We start from the raw sequence: 19,729 nt of genomic DNA, 5'->3' as shown, positions 1-19,729 counted from the left end.
CCGATGAGCGCCTATATCGCCCGACGTATCTTCCTGATGCTGCCGACGCTGCTCGGCATCCTGTTCGTCTCCTTCGTGGTCGTGCAGTTTGCCCCCGGCGGGCCGGTCGAGCGCGTCATCGCGCAGATCAACGGCGCCGACACCGGCGGCACCTCGCGCGTCTCGGGTGGCGGCGGCGATTTCGGCGCGCAGCGCGGCCAGGGCGCGGGCGCAGGCGCGGCCATCAACTCGAAATATCGCGGCGCGCAGGGGCTCGACCCCGATTTCATCAAGAAACTCGAGGTGCAGTTCGGCTTCGACAAGCCGGCGCCGGAGCGGTTCGCGCTGATGGTGTGGAATTTCGCACGGTTCGACTTCGGCGAAAGCTATTTCCGCAGCGTCAGCGTGCTCCAGCTGATCAAGGAGAAGCTGCCGGTCTCGATGTCGCTCGGCATCTGGATGACGCTCTTGACCTATCTGATCTCGATCCCGCTCGGCATCCGCAAGGCGGTGAAGGATGGCTCTCGGTTCGACACCTGGACCTCGGCCGTGATCATCATCGGCTTTGCGATCCCGGGCTTTCTGTTCGCGATCCTGTTGATCGTGCTGTTTGCCGGCGGCTCGTTCCTCAATATCTTCCCGTTGCGCGGCCTGACCTCGGACGGCTGGTCGCAATTCCCCTGGTACTGGAAGATCATCGATTACTTCTGGCACCTGACGCTGCCGCTGGTGTCGATGGCGCTCGGCGCCTTCGCCACCATGACGTTGCTGACGAAGAATTCGTTCCTCGACGAGATCCGCAAGCAATATGTGATGACCGCGCGCGCCAAGGGCTGCAGCGAGCGCCAGGTGCTGTATGGACACATCTTCCGCAACGCCATGCTGATCGTGATCGCGGGCTTCCCGGGCGCGTTCATCCACGCCTTCTTCTCGGGCTCGCTGCTGATCGAAACGATCTTCTCGCTCGACGGGCTCGGTCTGCTCGGCTTCGAGAGCGTCCTGAACCGCGACTATCCGGTGGTGTTCGGGACGCTGTTCATCTTCTCGCTGGTCGGACTGGTGGTCAATCTGATCTCAGATCTGGCCTATATGTGGATCGATCCGCGGATCGACTTCGAGGCGCGGGAGGTCTGATGACGGTGCTCGCGCCCCAGCCGGTCGAGACCTCGACGCAATCGCCGCTCGGCGAGGCGGTGCCCGTCACGCGCCGCGGCTTTTCGCCGTCGCCGCTGAACAAGCGGCGCTGGCAGAGTTTCAAGGCGAACCGCCGCGGATACTGGTCGTTCTGGATATTCCTCGTGCTGTTCGTGCTGTCGCTGTTCGCCAATTTCATTGCCAACGACAAGCCGCTGGTGGTCAAATATGACGGCCGTCTCTACTGGCCGGTGGTGTTCACCTATGCCGAGACCACCTTCGGCGGCGACTTCGAGACCGCGGCCGACTATCGCGATCCCTATCTGCAGAAGCAGATCGCCGCCAAGGGCGGCAGCATGATCTGGCCGCCGATCCGCTATTCCTACGACAGCCGCAACCTCGACCCGCCGACGGCGGTGCCGTCGAAGCCGACCTGGCTTCTGACCGAAAAGCAGTGCGCGGACGTGGTGAAGCGGAAGGGGCTGACCGGCTGCCGCGACCTCGAATACAACTGGCTCGGCACCGACGACCAGGGCCGCGACGTCGTCGCACGATTGATCTACGGCTTCCGCATCTCGGTCTTGTTCGGCCTGACGCTGACCATCCTGTCCTCGATCATCGGCGTTGCCGCCGGCGGCGTGCAGGGCTATTTCGGCGGCTGGATCGATCTCGGCTTCCAGCGATTCATCGAGATCTGGACCGCGATCCCCTCGCTCTATCTGCTGCTGATCATCTCGGCGGTGCTGCCGCCGGGCTTCTTCATCCTGCTCGGCATCCTCCTGCTGTTCTCATGGGTCTCGCTGGTCGGCCTGGTCCGCGCCGAATTCCTGCGCGGCCGCAACTTCGAATACATCCAGGCGGCGCGCGCGCTCGGCGTCTCCAACCGCGTGATCATGTTCCGCCATCTGCTGCCGAACGCGATGGTCGCGACCATGACGTTCCTGCCCTTCATCGTCTCGTCCTCGGTGATGACGCTGACGGCGCTGGATTTCCTCGGCTTCGGCCTGCCGCCCGGTTCGCCCTCGCTCGGCGAATTGCTGTCGCAGGGCAAGGCCAATGTGCAGGCGCCGTGGCTCGGTCTCACCGGCTTCTTCTCGGTCGCGATCATGCTGTCGCTCCTGATCTTCATCGGCGAAGCCGCGCGCGACGCCTTCGATCCGCGCAAGACGTTCTCGAAGGGCTGACGCATGGACGCGACCAACCAGCCTCTGCTCGACGTCAGCGACCTCTCCGTCGCGTTCGGCCGCTCGCTTGCGGTCGATCGCATCTCTTTCTCGATCAAGCGCGGCGAATGCACGGCGCTGGTCGGCGAGTCCGGCTCGGGAAAATCGGTCAGCGCGCTGTCGGTGTTGAGGCTGCTGCCCTATCCGGCGGCGTCGCATCCCTCCGGGGCGATCCGTTTCAAGGGCCGCGATCTCCTGGGATCGTCGGAACGCGAGATGCGCAGGATTCGTGGCAACGACATCTCGATCATCTTCCAGGAGCCGATGACCTCGCTCAATCCGCTCCACACCATCGAATCCCAGATCGGCGAGATCCTGTCGCTGCACAGCGGCATCAGCGGTGCGGCGGCGCGGGCGCGGACGCTGGAGTTGCTCGGCCAGGTCGGCATCCCTGAGCCGGAGACGCGGCTAAAAAGCTATCCGCATCAATTGTCCGGCGGCCAGCGCCAGCGCGTGATGATCGCGATGGCGCTTGCCAACGAGCCCGATCTGCTGATCGCGGACGAACCGACCACCGCGCTCGACGTCACCGTGCAGGCGCAGATATTGGCATTGCTGGCCGAGATCCGCGCCCGGCTCGGCATGAGCCTGTTGTTCATCACCCACGACCTCGGCATCGTCCGCCGGATCGCCGACACCGTCTGTGTCATGAACAACGGGAAGATCGTCGAGCAGGGCCCGGTCGAACAGGTCTTCACCGCGCCGAAGCACGCCTATACGAAGGCGCTGCTGGCGGCCGAGCCGAAGCCTGATCCGGCGCCGCCGCAGCCGGACGCGCCGGTCGTGATATCGGCGGACAATCTCAAGGTCTGGTTTCCGATCAAGCGCGGGCTGATGCGCTCGACCGTCGGCCACATCAAGGCGGTCGATGGCGTCAGCCTCGCGGTGCGCAAGGGCGAGACGCTCGGCGTCGTCGGCGAATCCGGCTCCGGCAAGACCACGCTCGGGCTCGCGCTGCTCCGGCTGATCTCGTCCGATGGCCCGATCGTGTTCCTCGGCAAGGGCATCCAGGGCCTGCGCTTCAAGCAGATGCTGCCGTTCCGCCGCGACATGCAGATCGTGTTCCAGGACCCGTTCGGCTCGCTCAGCCCGCGCATGTCGGTCGCCGACATCATCGCCGAGGGGCTCGAGGTGCACCAGAATGAGCTGTCGCGCGAAGAGCGCGAGGCGCGGGTGATCAAGGCGCTGAAGGAGGTCGGGCTCGATCCCGACTGGCGCTTCCGCTATCCGCACGAATTCTCCGGCGGCCAGCGCCAGCGCATCTCGATCGCGCGCGCGGTCGTGCTGGAGCCGAACTTCGTCGTGCTGGACGAGCCGACCAGTGCGCTCGACATGCTGCTGCAGGCCCAGATGGTCGATCTGTTGCGCGACCTGCAGCGCAAGCGCGACCTGACCTACATGTTCATCTCGCACGATCTGCGTGTGGTGGCCTCGCTCGCGAGCCACCTGATCGTGATGAAATCCGGCAAGGTCGAGGAGGAGGGGCCGGCCTCCGAGCTGTTCAAGAACCCGAAGAGCGACTACACCCGCGCGCTGTTCGCCGCCGCGTTCCGCATCGAAGCGGCCGGCGAGGGAACGGTGGCGACGTAGCCATCTCTCTCGTTCCACGTCGTCCTGAGGTGCGAGCGGAGCGAGCCTCGAAGGATGCGTGGCCCGAGGGGGCCGTCGATCCTTAGACGCAGCTAACGCCACTCCTCACAGGATGACGGGGATGGATTTGCTCAAAGCCGCTTGATCGCGGCGACCTCGCTGCCGCCGGCCTTGATCCGCGCGATGGCAGTGTGCGTGTTCTCCACCACCGTTGCCATGTGATGCGCGTTGGCGTGCACGATCGTCGTCGCATCGCGCACGATGGCCACATGGCCCTTCCAGAAGATCAGGTCGCCGCGCTGCAGGTGCTTGGATTCCGCGGTTGTCAATTCGCGGCCGAGCCCGTCCTGCTGCATGTCGCTGTCGCGCGGGCAGCCGGTGCCGGCGGCGGTCAGCGCGATCTGCACCAGGCCGGAGCAATCGATGCCGAGGCTCGATTTGCCGCCCCAGAGATAGGGCGTGCCGACGAACTGCTCGGCGATTGCGACGAAATCCTGCGCCATCGTGTCGAGGGAGGCGAGATGTGGGCGCGGCAGATGCCAGCCCTCGCGAGTCACCGCGAAGGGGCCGTCCTCGCGGGCGATTGCGAGCCTGGTCCCCATCGCCAGCGCCTCGACCGGCGGCAGCTTGATCGACGGTCCCGGAAACGCCAGCGTGCGCAGCGCCGTCACCTTGTGCGTCGGTGCCGGGCCCGGCGCCGTCAGCGCGGCCTCGGCAATCCAGCCGACATAGCCGTCATCGGCGAGCTGGCCCCAGGCCCAGCCTTCGCCGTTGCGGTCGTACACCGTGACGCGTTCGCCCCTGAATGCCTGCGTCATCTGTTCGGCATCGGCCGCCGGCGCCCGCCGCAGCGGCGCGATGGCGTCGCCGACCTCGAGTGTCTCGCCGTCGACGAAGCGCGCGGCCTTCACCTTACCCTCGAGATATTTCGCCGCGACGTCCTCGCGGGCCGGCGTCAGTCTGACATCATGCATAGCGCTGGCTCAGCAATTTGTAGATCGCGCGCGCGGCCTGGCACTCGCCGCCTTCGGGGCGGCCGGGCCTTGCCGACGGCGTCCAGCCATAGATGTCGACATGCAGCCAGCTTCGCGCGTGCTCGACGAAGCGTTGCAGGAACAGCGCGCAGGTGATCGAGCCCGCGAAACCGCCTGACGGCGCGTTGGTGATGTCGGCGGTCTTGGAGTCGAGCCAGGCATCGTAGGCCGGCCACAGCGGCATCCGCCACAACGGGTCGTTCTCGCTCTTTGCGTGAGCCGCGACGTCGCCGGCGAGCGCCTCGTCATTGGTGTAGAACGGCGGCAGATCAGGGCCGAGCGCCACGCGCGCCGCGCCGGTCAGCGTGCCGAGATCGACCAGCAGGTCTGGGGTCTCCTCGTCGGCCAGCGCCAGCGCGTCGGCGAGCACCAGCCGCCCCTCGGCGTCGGTGTTGCCGATCTCGACGGTGATGCCCTTGCGCGACTTGAAGATGTCGAGCGGACGGAACGCGTTGCCGGCGACCGCGTTCTCGACCGCCGGGATCAGCACGCGCAGCCGCACCGTCAGCTTCGCGTCCATCACCATCTGCGCCAGCGCCAGCACGTTGGCGGCGCCGCCCATGTCCTTCTTCATGATCAGCATGCCGCTCGACGGCTTGAGGTCGAGCCCGCCGGTGTCGAAGCAAACGCCCTTGCCGACCAGCGTCACCTTCGGATGGGCCGGGTTGCCCCAGCTCAGATCGATCAGCCGCGGCGCGCGGGTCGATGCCATGCCGACCGCGTGGATCAGCGGGAAGTTCTGTGCGAGCTCGTCGCCATCGATGCAATTGAAGGCGGCGCCGAACCGCGTTGCGAGGTCGCGCGCCGCCTCGGCGAGCTCGGCCGGGCCCATATCGTTGGACGGCGTGTTGATGAGATCGCGCGCCAGCGCCGCGGCGTCTGCCATCCGCGCGATCTCGGCCGTGTCGACGCCATCGGGCGGCACCAGGCGGACCTCAGGGGTCTTGTTCTTGCGATAGCGGCCGAAGCGGTAGCAGCCGAGCGCGAAGGCGAGCGTGGCAAGCCGCGTGTCATGCGGCGCGTTGGCAAAGCGGTAGATGCCCGGGGGCAGCCGGCCGGGCAAGGCGCCGGCACGGAACGGATCGCGCGCCATGTGGTCTGCATCCTCGAGGCCGAACAGCACCTGCGCGATGCCGCCATCGGCTGCCGGCAGGGCGAGGGCCTTGCCCGGCTTCGCCGCAAAGTCATTGGCCTCCGCGAACTGGCGCGCCGGCGCCGGCAACTCGCTGCGGATCGCATCCCATGTCGCCTTGCTGACGAAAGTGATCGGCGTGACGGCGGTCGTGGGGGCGGTCTCGAACACGGATGGCATGCGGCTCTCGGCTGTTCTGGCGTTGCTGATGACTAACACGCCTTTCGCGATTGATGGTAGCGCACCGCGGTTGACCCGACCTGCGGGACTGGAACCGGCGCGCCGGTCGCCGGTGCCGCAGTTAACCAGACGTTAGGGTTAACAGTCTATTGCTGGCACGCTCGGCTCGATCCATTTGCCCGATTTCGTGAGTCACAGTGCCATGCGTCGACAGTCCATTTTGACCCGGCATCTCGCTTCCGCAGCCCTCGTGGCGGTCCTGGCCGCCGGGCTTGGCGGTTGCCAGACCATGTCGGACGTCACCGGATCGATCGCGTCCCGGTCCGATCCGGTGCCGGACGATCCGCGCCGCAATCTCGAGGTTTATGGCGAGCGCTACCGCAAGAATCCCAAGGATGTCGACGCCGCCATAGCTTACGGTCAGGCGTTGCGTATGACCGGACAGCGTTCGCAGGCCTGCGCTGTGCTGGAGCAGGCCACACTCGCAACCCCCGGCAGCAAGGCGCTGCTCGCGGCCTATGGCCGCGCGCTCGCCGACAACGGCAATTCGCAGGCCGCATTCGACGTGCTGAGCCGCGCGCACAGTCCGGACAATCCCGACTGGCGGATCCTGTCGGTGCAGGGCACCACGCTCGACAAGTTGAACCGGCACGAGGAAGCGCGGCGCTATTACGCCAGTGCGCTTCGACTGGCCCCCGACGAGCCGTCGGTGCTGTCCAATCTCGGCCTGTCCTACATGCTGACCAAGGAATTGCCGAAGGCGGAAGAGACGCTGCGCCAGGCCTATGCCAGCGCCCGCGCCGACACCCGCATCCGGCAGAACCTTGCGCTCGTCGTCGGCCTGCAGGGCCGCTTCGCGGAGGCCGAGACCATCGTCAAGGCCGACCTGCCGGCGGATGAGGCCGCGGCCAATGTCGCCTATCTGCGCGACATGCTGAACCGCAAGGACGGGCCGCGGACCGCGTCGCGCGCCGCACCTGTTGTTGCCAAGGACGATTAAGCCAACATGGCAGATCCAAAACTCCCCTTGAAAAGGGGAGGTCGCTTTGCTCGCCAGAGCAAAGCGGGTGGGGATCATCTCTCACCGCGAGCAGCGTCGTTTGCGGCTGACCCCCATCCCGACCTTCCCCCTTTCAGGGGGAAGGAGAAGACAGACCTTCATTCGGGCTGTGCGCGCTCCAAACCTCCCCTTGAAAAGGGGAGGTCGCTTTGCTCGCCAGAGCAAAGCGGGTGGGGATCGTCTCTCACCGCGGGCAGCGTCGTTTGCGGCTGGACCCCCATCCCGACCTTCCCCCTTTCAGGGGGAAGGAGAAGATAGCCGGCGTAGAGCGGCTCAATGCATCGTGGCGATCTTGATGTAGGACGGGCCGAGGATCACGATGAACAGGCAGGGCAGGAAGAACAGGATCATCGGCACGGTCAGCTTGGGCGGCAGCGCCGCCGCCTTCTTCTCGGCCTCGTTCATGCGCATGTCGCGGTTTTCCTGCGCCATCACGCGCAAGCTCTGGCCGAGCGGCGTGCCGTAGCGTTCGGATTGCTGCAAGGCCATGCACACCGACTTCACGCCTTCGAGCCCGGTGCGGCGCGCCAGATTCTCGTAGGCGGACTTGCGGTCCTGCAAATAGGACAGTTCCGCGGTCGTCAGGGCGAACTCCTCCGACAGCGCGATCGACTGTCCGGCGATCTCGTTGGCCACCTTCCGGAACGCAACCTCGACCGACATGCCCGACTCGATGCAGATCAGCAGCAAGTCCAGCGAATCAGGGAAGGCACGCTTGATCTGGAGCTGGCGCTTGGAGATCGCGTTCTTCAGGAACAGCATCGGCGCCTGGAGGCCGGCATAGGCCGCAGCGACGCAAATGCCGATCTTGAGCGTGAGCGACCAGTTCGCGCCCGCGATGAAGAACGTATAGACGATGGCGCCGAGCAGCAGCACGATCGGGGTCACCGCGCGGGCGAACAGGAAGGTGACGTAGGGGGCGTGGCCGCGATAGCCCGCCATCACGAGCTTATCGAGCGCCGCTTCCTGGGCGAGCCATTTCGTGAGGTTGAGATCGTCCACCACCCGGGAGACCACCTGCTTCGGGGTCTGCCGCAGCGCCACCTTCTCCGTCTTGGCGAGACGATCGCGCTCGCGCTGCCGGAGACGCTCCCGTTCGCTGGCGACGGCCTTCATGCGCTTGTTGAGGTCGCCGCCGGCGAGCAGCGGCATCACCAGCGTGTAGACCGTCGCGCTTGCCGCGATGAAGGCAAGCAGCATGGTCATGAACCTGACGTCGTGGAGCTTGGCGATCAGAACATCAATCATGCTGCACCGTCAGAAATCGAAGTTGATCATCTGCTTCATCACAAAGACGCCGATCGACATCCAGACGGCGCAGGCGACCAGCATGAGCTGGCCCATCGAGTTGGTCCACAGCAGGGCGATGTAGTCCGGCGTCGTGAGGAACACCAGGATCATCACGATCGGCGGCAGCGAGCCGATGATGGCGGCGGAGGCCTTCGCTTCCATCGACATCGCCTGGATCTTCTCGGCCATCTTCTTGCGGTCGCGCAGCACGCGCGACAGATTGCCGAGCGCTTCCGACAGATTGCCGCCGGATTTCTGCTGGATCGCGATCACGATGCCGAAGAAGTTCGCTTCCGGCAGCGGCATGCGCTCGTAGAGCCGGGCGCAGGCCTCGCCGAGCGGCATCCCGATCGCCTGGGTCTCGATGATCGCGAGGAACTCGCTGCGCAGCGGCTCCGGCGCGTCGTTGACCACTGCCTTGAGCGATTCGAACAACGGCAGGCCGGCCTTGATGCCGCGCACGATGACGTCCACGGCGTCGGGCAGCGCTTTCAGAAAGGCCTTTTCCCGCCGCTTCTTCAGGAAGCCGAGCAGCCAGCGCGGCGCGCCGAGGCCCATGGCAAAGCCGATGCCGGCCGCGCCGAGGATGCCGCCGCCAGCCAGGAATGCGGCGGCGAATCCGAACAGGCCGAGCGCGCCGGAGATCATCCAGAATTTCTGCTCGGACCACTCCAGGCCGGCCTGCGAGATGCGCAGGCCGAGAGGGACTTTCTTGTCCTTCTGCCGCCGTGCCTCGAGCTCCTTGAGCGATCCTTCGACCTGCTCTCGGCGCGTCCGTTGCGTGCGGTCGGCCGTTCGCGTCGTTGTCGGCTCCGAGCGGGCCACCGATGCGCGGCGCGACTCGGCCTTCTTTTCCCCCGAGAGGTAGGGATAGAGGAAGACCCAGGCGATGCCGCCCACGGTGGTGGCGGCGAGGAAGGCCAGGGCAAGGGTTTGCGTCTGCATCCTGCGTTCCCCTAGACCGGCGCCGGCGAGTCGGAGGCATCGAGCGCCGCCGCAAGCCGCTTCTCTTCATTGTAGTAGCGCGCACGCTCCCAGAAGCGCGGCCGGCCGATGCCGGTCGAGCGGTGCTTGCCGATGATCTTGCCGTTGGCGTCTTCCCCGACCACGTCGTAGAGGAAGATATCCTGGGTGATGATGGTGTCGCCTTCCATGCCCATCACCTCTGTGATGTGGGTGATGCGACGCGAACCGTCGCGCAGGCGCGCGGCCTGCACGATGATGTCGACCGAGGCGCAGATCATCTCGCGAATGGTGCGCGAGGGAAGCGAGAAGCCGCCCATGGTGATCATCGATTCGCAGCGCGACAGCGCTTCGCGGGGATTGTTGGCGTGCAGCGTGCCCATCGAGCCGTCGTGGCCGGTGTTCATCGCCTGCAACAGGTCGAACGCCTCGGGTCCGCGGACTTCGCCGACGATGATGCGCTCGGGGCGCATACGCAGGCAGTTGCGGACCAGTTCGCGCATCGTGACCTGGCCCTCGCCCTCGATGTTCGGCGGCCGGGTTTCCAGCCGCACCACATGCGGCTGCTGCAGCTGGAGTTCGGCGGCGTCTTCGCAGGTGATGATGCGTTCGTCGTGCTCGATATAGTTGGTCAGGCAGTTCAGCAGCGTGGTCTTGCCCGAACCGGTACCGCCCGAGATGATCACGTTGCAGCGGACACGGCCGATGATCTGCAGGATGGTCGCCCCTTCCGGCGTGATCGCGCCGAACTTGACGAGCTGGTCCAGCGTCAGCTTGTCCTTCTTGAACTTACGAATGGTGAGCGCAGGTCCGTCGATCGCCAGCGGCGGCACGATCGCGTTGACGCGCGAGCCGTCGGCGAGACGGGCATCGCAGATCGGCGAGGATTCGTCGACGCGTCGGCCGACCTGGCTGACGATGCGCTGGCAGATGTTGAGCAGCTGCTGGTTGTCGCGAAAGCGGATGCCGGTGCGCTGGATCTTGCCGGCGACTTCGATGAACACCGTGCCGGCGCCGTTGACCATGATGTCGGCGATGTCGTCGCGCGACAGCAAGGGCTCCAGCGGTCCGTAGCCGAGCACGTCGTTGCAGATGTCGTCGAGCAGCTCTTCCTGCTCGGCGATCGACATCACGATGTTCTTGATCGCGATGATCTCGTTGACGATGTCGCGGATTTCCTCGCGCGCCGACTCGCTGTCCAGCTTGGCGAGCTGGGCAAGGTCGATCGCCTCGATGAGGGCGCCGAAGATCGTCGCCTTGACCTGGTAGTAGTTGTCCGAGCGGCGGGCTTCGACGACGGGAGCAGGCGGTGGCTTGGCCGGGGCCAGCGGCGGCGACGATATCGCCGGGGCGGCGGACTCGCGCGCCATCGGCGACAGGCCGGCAGGCTCCGGCGTCTGAAAGGCGGGCTTGGGTGCCCGCAGATCCCCATCGTTTCCGCTACGCTTACCAAACACGACGTCTTGACTCCACGCGGACCACTATTTGGACCGCAGCTTTTCGAGCAGGGGCGACAGGAAGGACCCCCTCGGCTTCTTGGTTTCGCCGCGGCCTGTCAGCCGCTGCGCCATCTGAAGAAACATCTCGACTGCGCGGTGATTGGCGGAGATTTCCGCGATCATCTGGCCGTTGTTGGCGGCCGAACCGAAGATCTGCGGATCGAACGGGATGGCGGCGATCGGCGGGCTTTCGATCGCCTTGGCGAATTCGCCCGCCGCGATCTCCGGCCGCTTCGGCACGCCGACCTGGTTCAGGCAGTACAGCGGCGCGCGGTCGTTCGGCCTGGACGCCTTCAGCAGGTCGAACATGTTCTTGGCGTTGCGCAGGTTGGCGAGGTCGGGCGTCGCCACGATCAGGATGTCGTCGGCCGCGATCAGCGCGCGCTTGGTCCAGCCGGACCATTGGTGCGGCACGTCGAGCACGATGCAGGGCATCGTGGTGCGCAGCGTGTCGAAGATCGCATCGAACGCCTCGGCGCCGAAATCGTAGACCTTGTCGAGCGTGGCGGGCGCCGCCAGCAGGCTCAGATGGTCGGTGCATTTCGACAGCAGGCGGTCGACGAAGGCGGTATCGACGCGGTCCGGCGAGAACACCGCATCCGCGATGCCTTGCGCCGGATCCTGGTTGTAGTTGAGCCCGGCGGTCCCGAATGCAAGGTCGAGATCGGCGACCACGGAATCGAGCGCCAGATCGCGCGCGATCGCCCAGGCGATATTGTGGGCGATCGTCGAGGCACCGACGCCGCCCTTCGCGCCGACGACGGCGACAACGCGGCCGACCGCCTTGGCTTCCGGCGCCGAGAACAGGTTGCAGACCGCGCGCACCACGTCGATCGCATGGGTCGGCGCAATCACGTAGTCGCTGACGCCGCGGCGCACCAGCTCGCGATACAGCGTGACGTCGTTGACCCGGCCGATCACGACCACCCTTGTGCCGGCATCGCACACCGTGGCGAGCTGGTCGAGTCCGGCCAGAATGTCGCTGCGGCCCTCGGTCTCGAGGATGATGACATTGGGCGTCGGCGCCGAGCGATAGGCCTCGATGGCAGCCGCCATGCCGCCCATCTGGATCTTGAGATGGGCCTTGGCCAGCCGGCGATCCTCGCCCGCCGACTGCACGGCGGCGGCGGTCTCGACCGTCTCGCAGAACGCCTGGACCGAGACCCGTGGCGCCGGAGCAATATGGTCGTCCACGGCCTGCGGCGGGGCGTCCGTCTGCTCTTCGGAGTTTTGCTGCGCGTAGGTGATCATTTTCCTGTGTCGCTTAGCTTGGCCCTGTCGGACTCGGGATACGTCGTGGCGGTGGTGGTGCCCTTGCGATACTTGTCGAAGGCGATATTGCGGCGCGACGTGTAGGCAGGGGTCTCCGCGCGCGGCTGCACGAGGTCAGTCGGGTCTTCGACCATGGCTGCGAGGTTGCGCTGATTGGCGCAGCCGAAATTGTAGTATTGCTTGTTCTGGATGTAGGAGCCGTTGTGAATCGACGGGCCGAGATCTTCCGGCCACAGGCCGCACGGCCCGGCCTCCGCCTTCATCTTTGGATAGTTCACGCGGATCGCAGGCATCAGGCGCGGATTCTCGGGATGGTATTTGCGCACGAGGATCCCGCGCGGCGGCACGCCGGCGGCGGCGAAGGTCGCCTGGATCTCGCGCAACGATTCCTGCGCGGGCCGGGCGTTCGGCGTGTCGGCGGGAACGTCGATGGTGACGGCGCCGGTGCCCTCACGCATCCAGTCCTGCGCCATTCCCATCACCTCGGCGCGCTGCTCCGCAGTCAGGCCGCCGCGACTGCGGCCGACGAAGACCACGATCGAGCGATCGGCCTCGGTCACCGCGATCGGGTGACGCTGGCGATAGTCGGCCGGCGAGTCTGCCATCGCGAAAGTGTTGTCGGCGGCGTGCTGGCAGGCGCCGAGCGTCATGGCAAGGCCGACGAGCGCTCCGGCGAGACCGGCGGCGCGCTTGTAATCGGCGGATGTTCTGGGTGTGGTCTGTGTCATCGTCCGCCTCAGTCGGTAATAAAGCCGTAGGTGCCGCGGTAATTCCGAGCCGGCTCGGTGCGGCCAGGCACGCCGTAGACGCGGTTGATGCTGCCGAGCAGGTCGGCCTGCGGATCGGACGCGTTGGCAAAGCCGTCATCCGGACGCGACAGGTCCTTCTGCGCCACGGCGCGAACGACATAGGGCGTCACCAGAACCATCAGTTCGGTCTGGTTGTTGACGAAGTCGCGGCTGCGGAACAGCGTGCCGAGCACGGGCAGCGACGCCAGCCCGGGAAGGCCGTTGATCGCCTGTTTGGTCTGGTCCTGGATCAGGCCGGCCATGGCCATCGAGCCGCCCGAGGGAATTTCCAGCGTGGTCTCGGCGCGGCGGGTCTTGATCGACGGGATCGTCGTGCCACCCGCGCCGCCGGTCAGCGCGTTCTCGGTCGAGACTTCCGACACTTCCGTCATCACCCGCAGACTGATGCGCCCTTCGGTCAGCACCACCGGCGTGAAGTTGAGCGAAATGCCGAATTTCTTGAAGCTGACGGTCTGGACGCAATTCCCGATCGTGCCCGTCGACGAGGTCTGACAGGTCACGCCGGTCGGAATTGGAAACTCGCCGCCCGAGATGAAGGTCGCCGACTCGCCCGAGATCGCGGTCAGGTTCGGTTCGGCGAGCGTCCGCACGACGCCGGCGCTTTCCATGGCGCGGATCGTCGCCGACACCGACGATCCGAACGATGTGGTGAGATTGTTGCCGGCCACCAGCGGTGAGCTGTTCGCGGTGAACGGGTTGCTGTTGGCGAATTTGACCACGGTCGTGCCGTAGTTGAGGTTCGCGGTGAGGTCGATGCCGAGCTGCTTGATCAGGCTGCGCGAGACTTCGGCAACCGTGACCTTCAGCATCACCTGGTCGCGGCCGCGAACCGTAATCGAGTTCACGACCTTGTCGGGGCTGCCGACCAGCCGCGTGGCGATCTCGCCGGCCTGCTGTGCGTCGATCGGGCTCGCCGCGCTTCCGCTCAGCATCACGCCGTCGCCGACGCCCTCGATCTGGATATCGGAATTCGGCAGTGCCGCGCGCAGCGCGGCGCGCACGCCGTTGAGATCGCGCTTGACCGCGATGTCATAGGCCGCAATCTGCTGGCCGGCGGCGTCGAAGAACACGATGTTGGTCTGGCCGACCGTCGCGCCGATGATGTAGGCGCGTTGCGCCGAACGGACCACGGCATTGGCGATCTTGGGATCGGCGACCAGCACGTCCTTGATGTCCCTGGGCAGGTCGATCACGATCGATTTGCCGACGCCGAGCGAGAGGAAGCGGGCATTCATCTGGCCGCCATCGGCCGATGCGGCAGGGGCGGGCGCGGCGCGGTAATCGCTCGCCGCCACCGGCGTCAGCGCCGGATTGAGCGTGAGCGCCGCGACGGCCGAGAACGACAATGCGCGGACCATGAAGGCCCGCATCGTCCGTTGAGTTGCCCCGCCCTTCATCACGTGTGTCCTCATGGTCACTTCTGCATCGTCGCCTGGTTGGCAACGCCAAAGCGGATGACGTTGATCGTGTCACCGCGCCTCTGCCGGTTGTCGTCGGTCCTGGTGTCGGGCGCGTTGTTGTCGGCGATGCTGCGCAGCGCCAGCGACAGGACGCCGCTCTGGCGCGCGCGCGCCAGCGTCTCGGTCTGCTCGGGCTTCAGCTCCAGCGTCACCGTCTTGCCGATCAGCGCGTTGGTGCCGTCCTTTTCCTTCGGTGCCTGGTCGATCGCGAGCACGCGGATGTTGGTCAGGATCACCTCGGAGTTGACGATGTCGGCGCCGTTGCGGTCCGGATTCTTGTCGCGCTTCGACAGCAGGACGTCGACCCGGTCGTTCGGCAGGATGAAGCCGCCGGCGCCGGTCTCGGGTGAGATTTCGGTCGATACCGCCCGCATGCCGGTCGGCAGGATCGCGGCCATGAAGCCGCTGCCGTCGGCCTTGACGAGCTTCTGCTCGCGAATCGGTTCGCCCTGGATGAACGGGGCGCGCGCGATCGAGCCGGTCACTTCCTTGATCGCTTCGGCGTTGCTGTCCCTGCGCATGAAGCTGGCGCTGGCGGTTGCCGCCGGCCAGGTCTGCCATTGCAAATCTTCGGGCTTCACGGCCTGGCCGAGGCCGATGTCGGTTTTCGCGACCAGGATGTCGACGGTGGGCAGCTGCGCGACCGGCGGAGCCGGCGCCGGCTTGTCGTCGCTTCCGCTCGCCAAATAGAGCGCCGCAAGGCCGGCGCAGCCTGCGATTGCGAGGACCAGAATGCGGGCCTTATCCATTACGCTTCACTTTCCACATGACGCCGCGACGCTGCCGCCGCCGTGATGGGAGTTGACCAGCTATTCGTCAAAGCATGGTTAATGAGGCGTATCTAAATCGCCTTAACGGGCGGTTACCGCTGCTTTCTCAGCGCATGGCGAAGTGCGCGAGATCGATCGTCTTGATCCAGTTCGTCTCGGGATAGATCAGCAGGGCGCCGAGGGCGAGTGCGATGCCGTAGGGAATTCCGGTCTGCTTGTCGTGCAGGCGGCTGAGCCAGGCCTGGTTCGCGAGCGCGTAGGGCAGCGGCCATTGCCGGAGCTGCAGCAGCAGCACCGTCAGGGCGCCGCCGAACAGCGACGCGAAGACCAGATAGGGGAGCAGATGCTCGAACCCGAACCACAGGCCGGCCGCGGCCGCGACCTTGGCGTCTCCGCCACCGACCCAGCCCATCGCAAACATGCCGAATGCCACCACCAGAACCAGCGCGCCCGCGCCGGCATGGCTGAGGATCTCGTGCACGCCCATCCCGGTCAGCGGCGCCAGGACGAAGAAGCCGGCCGCCAGCGCCAGCGAGATCCGGTTCGGGATCGTCATGGTCAAGAGATCGCTCGCCGCCGCGAAGGCCATCAGGGCCGGAAACAGCATCAAGCGTGCGATGTCGAGGATCATGGATTCATGCCGTCAAGCTGGAGCTGCGGTCGAGACCCGACGCTAGCGGCCAATGGTGAACAATCGGGAAAGGCCGCCGCGGTCGCCATCAAGGCGCCGACGGCCGGTCCGCCAAATAGCAAAGGCCCCGGGGGTGCCGGGACCTTTGATGCGAGTTCCTGGGAACCGGATTACTTCAGCGAGCTGGCGACCGTGTTGAAGGTGCCCGAGAGCTTGCTGCCGACGCCGTTGACCGCAGCGATGATCGCGATCGCGATACCGGTGGCGATCAGGCCGTATTCGATAGCGGTCGCGCCCGATTCATCCTTCACGAAGCGCGAGACGAGGTTCTTCATAAGTAACTCCTGTGTACACGTGGCTGGTCGAACAAGGTTTGGTCTCGCCGGCGTTCTCAGCACCGTGACCATTGCGGCACCCTACGGTTCGACAATTTCGGCGCAGTTAATTTGATCGTATAAACACAGCGGGAACCCGCAGTTGTTGCGCACAGTAAATTTGGAATTAAGCGGACCGCTAGGATTGCGCATTGTTGCCGGGGCCCGCTATCGGCACCTGTTCACGGCTCCTTAAGCGCACATCTATACCCATGGGGCTTCCGTCAAATGAGGCCGTCATGCCCAGCCTTCCCTTTGAAGTCATCGAGATGATCGGCCAGACGATGATGAAGGTGGTGCCGATCACGATCGCGCTGGCGCTGTTCTTCACGGTGCTCACTCATTTCTGGGCCTGCAATCCCGGCAAGCCGTGGTGGCAGAAGCGGGAGCTGGTCACCGACATCTGCTACTGGTTCTTCGTGCCGGTGTTCGCCCGCGTGCTGCGGATCGGGCTCCTGGTGGTGGGCGCAGCCGTGGTGTTCAACGTTCACGACGCCGACGATCTGATCGCGTTCTACGAGAACGGACATGGTCCCCTGGCGCAGCTTCCGCTCTGGCTGCAGTCCATTATCTTCCTCGTCGCCTCCGATTTCATGCTGTACTGGCTGCACCGGATGTTCCATGGCGGCGGCTTCTGGAAGTACCACGCCATTCATCACTCCTCCGAGGATCTTGAATGGATCTCGGCGGCACGCTTCCATCCGGTCAATCTTCTGATCGGCACGATCACTGTCGATGTGATCCTGCTGATGGCGGGCATCTCGCCGAACATCATGCTGTGGGTCGGGCCGTTCACCACGTTCCATTCGGCATTCGTGCACGCCAACCTGAACTGGACGCTCGGCCCGTTCAAATACGTGATCGCGACGCCGGTGTTTCACCGCTGGCATCACACCGGGCTCGAGGACGGCGGCGACACCAATTTCGCGGGCACGTTTCCGCTCTGGGATATCCTGTTCGGAACGTTCCGGATGCCCGAAGGCAAGCTTCCGGAAGATTACGGCGTCGATGCCGAGCAGGGCGTGCCGTCCGAGATCGGGGGACAGTTGGCCTATCCGTTCTGGCAATGACGCCGCCAGCCGGCCGGTGCGATCATGAGCGCTGAGACCGCGACCTTCCCACGCGCGAAGGCCTCCGTGTTCGCCGAGCTTCCGGCCTGGTTCTGGATGGCGTGCGGCGTCTATGCGCTGCTGCTGTTCGTCGGCGACAGGCTGCTCGCCGATTCCGACACCTACTGGCAGATTGCCGTCGGCCGCTGGATCCTCGACCATCGCACGCTGCCGTCCGTCGACATCTATTCCTTCACCAAGGCCGGTGAGCCGTGGGTGTCGTCGTCCTGGCTGGCGCAGGTTCTGTTCGCGAAGGCCTATGACCTTGCCGGGTGGACCGGCCCGGCGGCGCTGGCCGCCGCCTGTGCCGCTGCCAGCTTCGCGCTGCTCACCGCCATCCTCAGCCGCGCGCTGCCGGCGATCTACGCGAGCCTGATCGCCCTCGCGGCGCTGGTTCTGACCTGCGGGCACCTGCTGGCCCGTCCGCATGTGCTGGCGATGCCCATCATGATCGTCTGGGCGAACGGCCTGATGACCGCCAGCGAACGCCGCAAGGCGCCCTCGTTCTGGCTGCTGCCGCTGATCGCGCTGTGGGCCAATCTGCACGGCGGCTTTCTGTTTGGTTTGGTCCTGGCCGGCGCATTTGCGCTCGATGCGATGTGGAATGCCTTGCCGGCCCAGAGGTTGGCGCTGGCGCTGCGCTGGGCGGCGTTCGGCATCGGCGCATTGGCTGCGTGCTGCGTGACCCCTTATGGCTGGGGCTCGATCCTCGCCTCGCTCAGGATTCTGGGCCTCGGTGAATTGTTGCATCTCATCGCGGAGTGGAGGCCAGCGACGTTCGGCGAGATCGACCCGTTTGGACTATCGATCCTCGGCCTGCTCGGCGCTGCGCTTTATTGCGGGGCGAGGTTGCCGCTGCCGCGAATCATCCTGGTGCTGGGCCTGCTGCATATGGCGCTGTCCCATGTCAGAAATCTTGAGCTGCTCGCCTTGCTGCTGCCGCTGGCCGTGCTGACGCCGGTCGCCACCCAGTTCGGGCTGCGTGCCGCCAGCGCCGTCCGCCCGAGAGTTGCTCCGGCCGCGATCCTTATCGTCGGGCTTTGCGCGTGGACCGCAGTCGTTGCCGCGCGCCAGGTCATATCGCCCCCGCCGATCTATTCGCCGGCTGCCGCCGTCGACGCGATGAAGGCGCACAACGTCAAGCGCGTGCTCAACGATCTGCAGTTCGGCGGCTACCTGATCTGGCGCCAGATGCCGGTTTTCATCGACGGGCGTGCCGAGCTCTATGGCGAGGCGTTCGGCATGAGCTTGGCCCGCGCGCTTCAGCTCAAGGACGTCAACGGTTTCCTCAATCTGCTCGCGACCCACGACATCGATGCGGTGATGCTCGATCCGACCACGCCGGCGTCCAAATTGCTGGATCACATCGGAGGATGGCAGCGCCTCTACGCCGATGAGCGCGTGGTCGTTCACGTCCGCGCCGCCAGCTGAAGCCGCCGCAGCCACTGCTTTGGAGACTGCTAAGATTGCCATAAGCGCACCGCGCCCCGCCCAACGGCAGGACGACGGGATCGGCGACCGGTCCTGCGCGAGGTACCGGACGGTTGGCCGACCTCCGGAAGTCGCGACATCCGCGCAATTCGGCGGTCGATCTTTGCTCTTCCTAAATGAATTGCCGTCAGATTTGCCAGCGTCGGGCGCCGGTCCGCAGCGTATCGTCTTTGCCGGCCAGTTAACGTCCCGGGGTAGAGTATGTCGTTTCAGTCCCAGCGTATTCGCGCCGTCACGCGCATTGGTTTCATCTCGATGGCCGCAGCCATGCTGCTGGGGCCCGCACTCGCAACGGCAGCGCCGGATCCCGACCGGATCGCGGTCAATGTCGATCAGGCCAAGCTCGTCAAGCTGCCCGGCGGCATTGCCACGATCGTGGTCGGCAATCCCCTGATCGCCGACGTCACCCTGCAGAATGGCGGGGTTGTCGTGGTGACCGGCAAGGGTTATGGCGCGACCAATTTCATCGCACTCGACCGCTCCGGCCAGGTGCTGGTGGATCGCCAGATCCAGGTCGAGGGTCCGACCGATCAACTGGTCACCGTCTATCGCGGCATCGATCGCGAGACCTATAGCTGCATGCCGGTTTGTCAGCGCCGCATCACCCTCGGCGATGGCGAGGCCTATTTCAACGCGACGATGGGCCAGGCCGGTACGCTCAACAATCAGGCCACCGGCTCGGGCGGCGGCGCGAAGCCGCAGAACTGACGTGCGTCCGCTCGGGCGCTC

The 19,729-nt window shown here is 65.5% G+C and carries 18 protein-coding genes; 7 read left to right on the top strand and 11 right to left on the bottom strand.

What is annotated here, in order from left to right; genetic code table 11:
* The first annotated feature begins 3 nt into the window (after positions 1-3).
* From ACVW1C_RS15645 to ACVW1C_RS15635, 3 genes are read left to right on the top strand one after another with little or no spacing between them, the layout of a single operon-like run.
* Complete coding sequence (locus ACVW1C_RS15645; RefSeq protein WP_456759182.1) at positions 4-1,113, top strand: microcin C ABC transporter permease YejB; 1,110 nt, start codon at positions 4-6, stop codon at positions 1,111-1,113.
* Positions 1,113-2,297, top strand: coding sequence for an ABC transporter permease (locus ACVW1C_RS15640; protein ID WP_456759181.1), 1,185 nt, complete (start codon positions 1,113-1,115; stop codon positions 2,295-2,297). The genes ACVW1C_RS15645 and ACVW1C_RS15640 overlap by 1 nt, the downstream gene beginning before the upstream one ends.
* 3 nt (positions 2,298-2,300) lie before the next feature.
* The gene (locus tag ACVW1C_RS15635) at positions 2,301-3,926 is read left to right on the top strand and encodes an ABC transporter ATP-binding protein (protein ID WP_456759180.1); all 1,626 of its coding nucleotides are present in this window, start codon (positions 2,301-2,303) and stop codon (positions 3,924-3,926) included.
* Positions 3,927-4,057: 131 nt separating this feature from the next.
* Here ACVW1C_RS15635 and ACVW1C_RS15630 read toward each other — a convergent pair whose 3' ends face one another.
* Together ACVW1C_RS15630 and ACVW1C_RS15625 are read right to left on the bottom strand one after the other, a co-directional pair.
* Positions 4,058-4,900, bottom strand: coding sequence for an NlpC/P60 family protein (locus ACVW1C_RS15630; RefSeq protein ID WP_456759179.1), 843 nt, complete (start codon positions 4,898-4,900; stop codon positions 4,058-4,060).
* Positions 4,893-6,272 (bottom strand): leucyl aminopeptidase family protein, encoded by a 1,380-nt coding sequence (locus ACVW1C_RS15625; RefSeq protein WP_456759178.1) that lies wholly within the window; start codon positions 6,270-6,272, stop codon positions 4,893-4,895. The genes ACVW1C_RS15630 and ACVW1C_RS15625 overlap by 8 nt, the downstream gene beginning before the upstream one ends.
* A 202-nt stretch (positions 6,273-6,474) precedes the next feature.
* On the opposite strand from ACVW1C_RS15625, the gene ACVW1C_RS15620 reads away from it, so the two are divergent.
* Positions 6,475-7,272 carry a tetratricopeptide repeat protein gene (locus tag ACVW1C_RS15620; protein WP_456759177.1) on the top strand — a complete coding sequence of 266 codons (798 nt, stop codon included), beginning with the start codon at positions 6,475-6,477 and terminating at the stop codon, positions 7,270-7,272.
* A gap of 333 nt (positions 7,273-7,605) precedes the next feature.
* Here the strand turns inward: ACVW1C_RS15620 and ACVW1C_RS15615 are convergent, their stop codons facing one another.
* The 9 genes from ACVW1C_RS15615 to ACVW1C_RS15575 form a co-directional block, all read right to left on the bottom strand.
* Positions 7,606-8,580, bottom strand: coding sequence for a type II secretion system F family protein (locus tag ACVW1C_RS15615; RefSeq protein WP_456759176.1), 975 nt, complete (start codon positions 8,578-8,580; stop codon positions 7,606-7,608).
* A gap of 9 nt (positions 8,581-8,589) precedes the next feature.
* The gene (locus ACVW1C_RS15610; protein ID WP_456759175.1) at positions 8,590-9,567 is read right to left on the bottom strand and encodes a type II secretion system F family protein; all 978 of its coding nucleotides are present in this window, start codon (positions 9,565-9,567) and stop codon (positions 8,590-8,592) included.
* Positions 9,568-9,578: 11 nt separating this feature from the next.
* On the bottom strand, positions 9,579-11,042 hold the full coding sequence (locus ACVW1C_RS15605) for a CpaF family protein (RefSeq protein ID WP_456759174.1): 1,464 nt from the start codon (positions 11,040-11,042) through the stop codon (positions 9,579-9,581).
* 24 nt (positions 11,043-11,066) lie between these two features.
* Entirely contained in the window at positions 11,067-12,335 is a 1,269-nt protein-coding gene (locus ACVW1C_RS15600) for an AAA family ATPase (RefSeq protein ID WP_456759173.1), read from the bottom strand.
* Positions 12,332-13,084, bottom strand: coding sequence for a CpaD family pilus assembly protein (locus tag ACVW1C_RS15595; RefSeq protein WP_456759172.1), 753 nt, complete (start codon positions 13,082-13,084; stop codon positions 12,332-12,334). The genes ACVW1C_RS15600 and ACVW1C_RS15595 overlap by 4 nt, the downstream gene beginning before the upstream one ends.
* An 8-nt stretch (positions 13,085-13,092) precedes the next feature.
* Entirely contained in the window at positions 13,093-14,577 is a 1,485-nt protein-coding gene (locus tag ACVW1C_RS15590) for a type II and III secretion system protein family protein (protein WP_456759171.1), read from the bottom strand.
* Positions 14,578-14,579: 2 nt separating this feature from the next.
* Positions 14,580-15,374, bottom strand: coding sequence for a Flp pilus assembly protein CpaB (gene cpaB / locus ACVW1C_RS15585; protein ID WP_456759170.1), 795 nt, complete (start codon positions 15,372-15,374; stop codon positions 14,580-14,582).
* Positions 15,375-15,501: 127 nt separating this feature from the next.
* Positions 15,502-16,026 carry an A24 family peptidase gene (locus ACVW1C_RS15580; RefSeq protein WP_456759169.1) on the bottom strand — a complete coding sequence of 175 codons (525 nt, stop codon included), beginning with the start codon at positions 16,024-16,026 and terminating at the stop codon, positions 15,502-15,504.
* Between the two features lie 170 nt (positions 16,027-16,196).
* On the bottom strand, positions 16,197-16,361 hold the full coding sequence (locus tag ACVW1C_RS15575; protein WP_456759168.1) for a Flp family type IVb pilin: 165 nt from the start codon (positions 16,359-16,361) through the stop codon (positions 16,197-16,199).
* A 278-nt stretch (positions 16,362-16,639) separates the two neighbouring features.
* On the opposite strand from ACVW1C_RS15575, the gene ACVW1C_RS15570 reads away from it, so the two are divergent.
* The 3 genes from ACVW1C_RS15570 to ACVW1C_RS15560 all read left to right on the top strand — a co-directional run bounded on the left by ACVW1C_RS15570 (position 16,640) and on the right by ACVW1C_RS15560 (position 19,708).
* On the top strand, positions 16,640-17,470 hold the full coding sequence (locus ACVW1C_RS15570) for a sterol desaturase family protein (RefSeq protein WP_456759167.1): 831 nt from the start codon (positions 16,640-16,642) through the stop codon (positions 17,468-17,470).
* 24 nt (positions 17,471-17,494) lie between these two features.
* The gene (locus tag ACVW1C_RS15565; protein ID WP_456759166.1) at positions 17,495-18,940 is read left to right on the top strand and encodes a hypothetical protein; all 1,446 of its coding nucleotides are present in this window, start codon (positions 17,495-17,497) and stop codon (positions 18,938-18,940) included.
* 261 nt (positions 18,941-19,201) lie between these two features.
* Positions 19,202-19,708, top strand: a complete 507-nt coding sequence (locus ACVW1C_RS15560; RefSeq protein WP_456759165.1) for a pilus assembly protein N-terminal domain-containing protein — start codon at positions 19,202-19,204, stop codon at positions 19,706-19,708.
* Positions 19,709-19,729 lie beyond the last annotated feature (21 nt).

This window comes from Bradyrhizobium sp. USDA 4011 (genome assembly GCF_054063415.1).
Note: the sequence above shows the minus strand (reverse complement) of the source record. Positions and strands in the feature narration are given on the sequence as shown.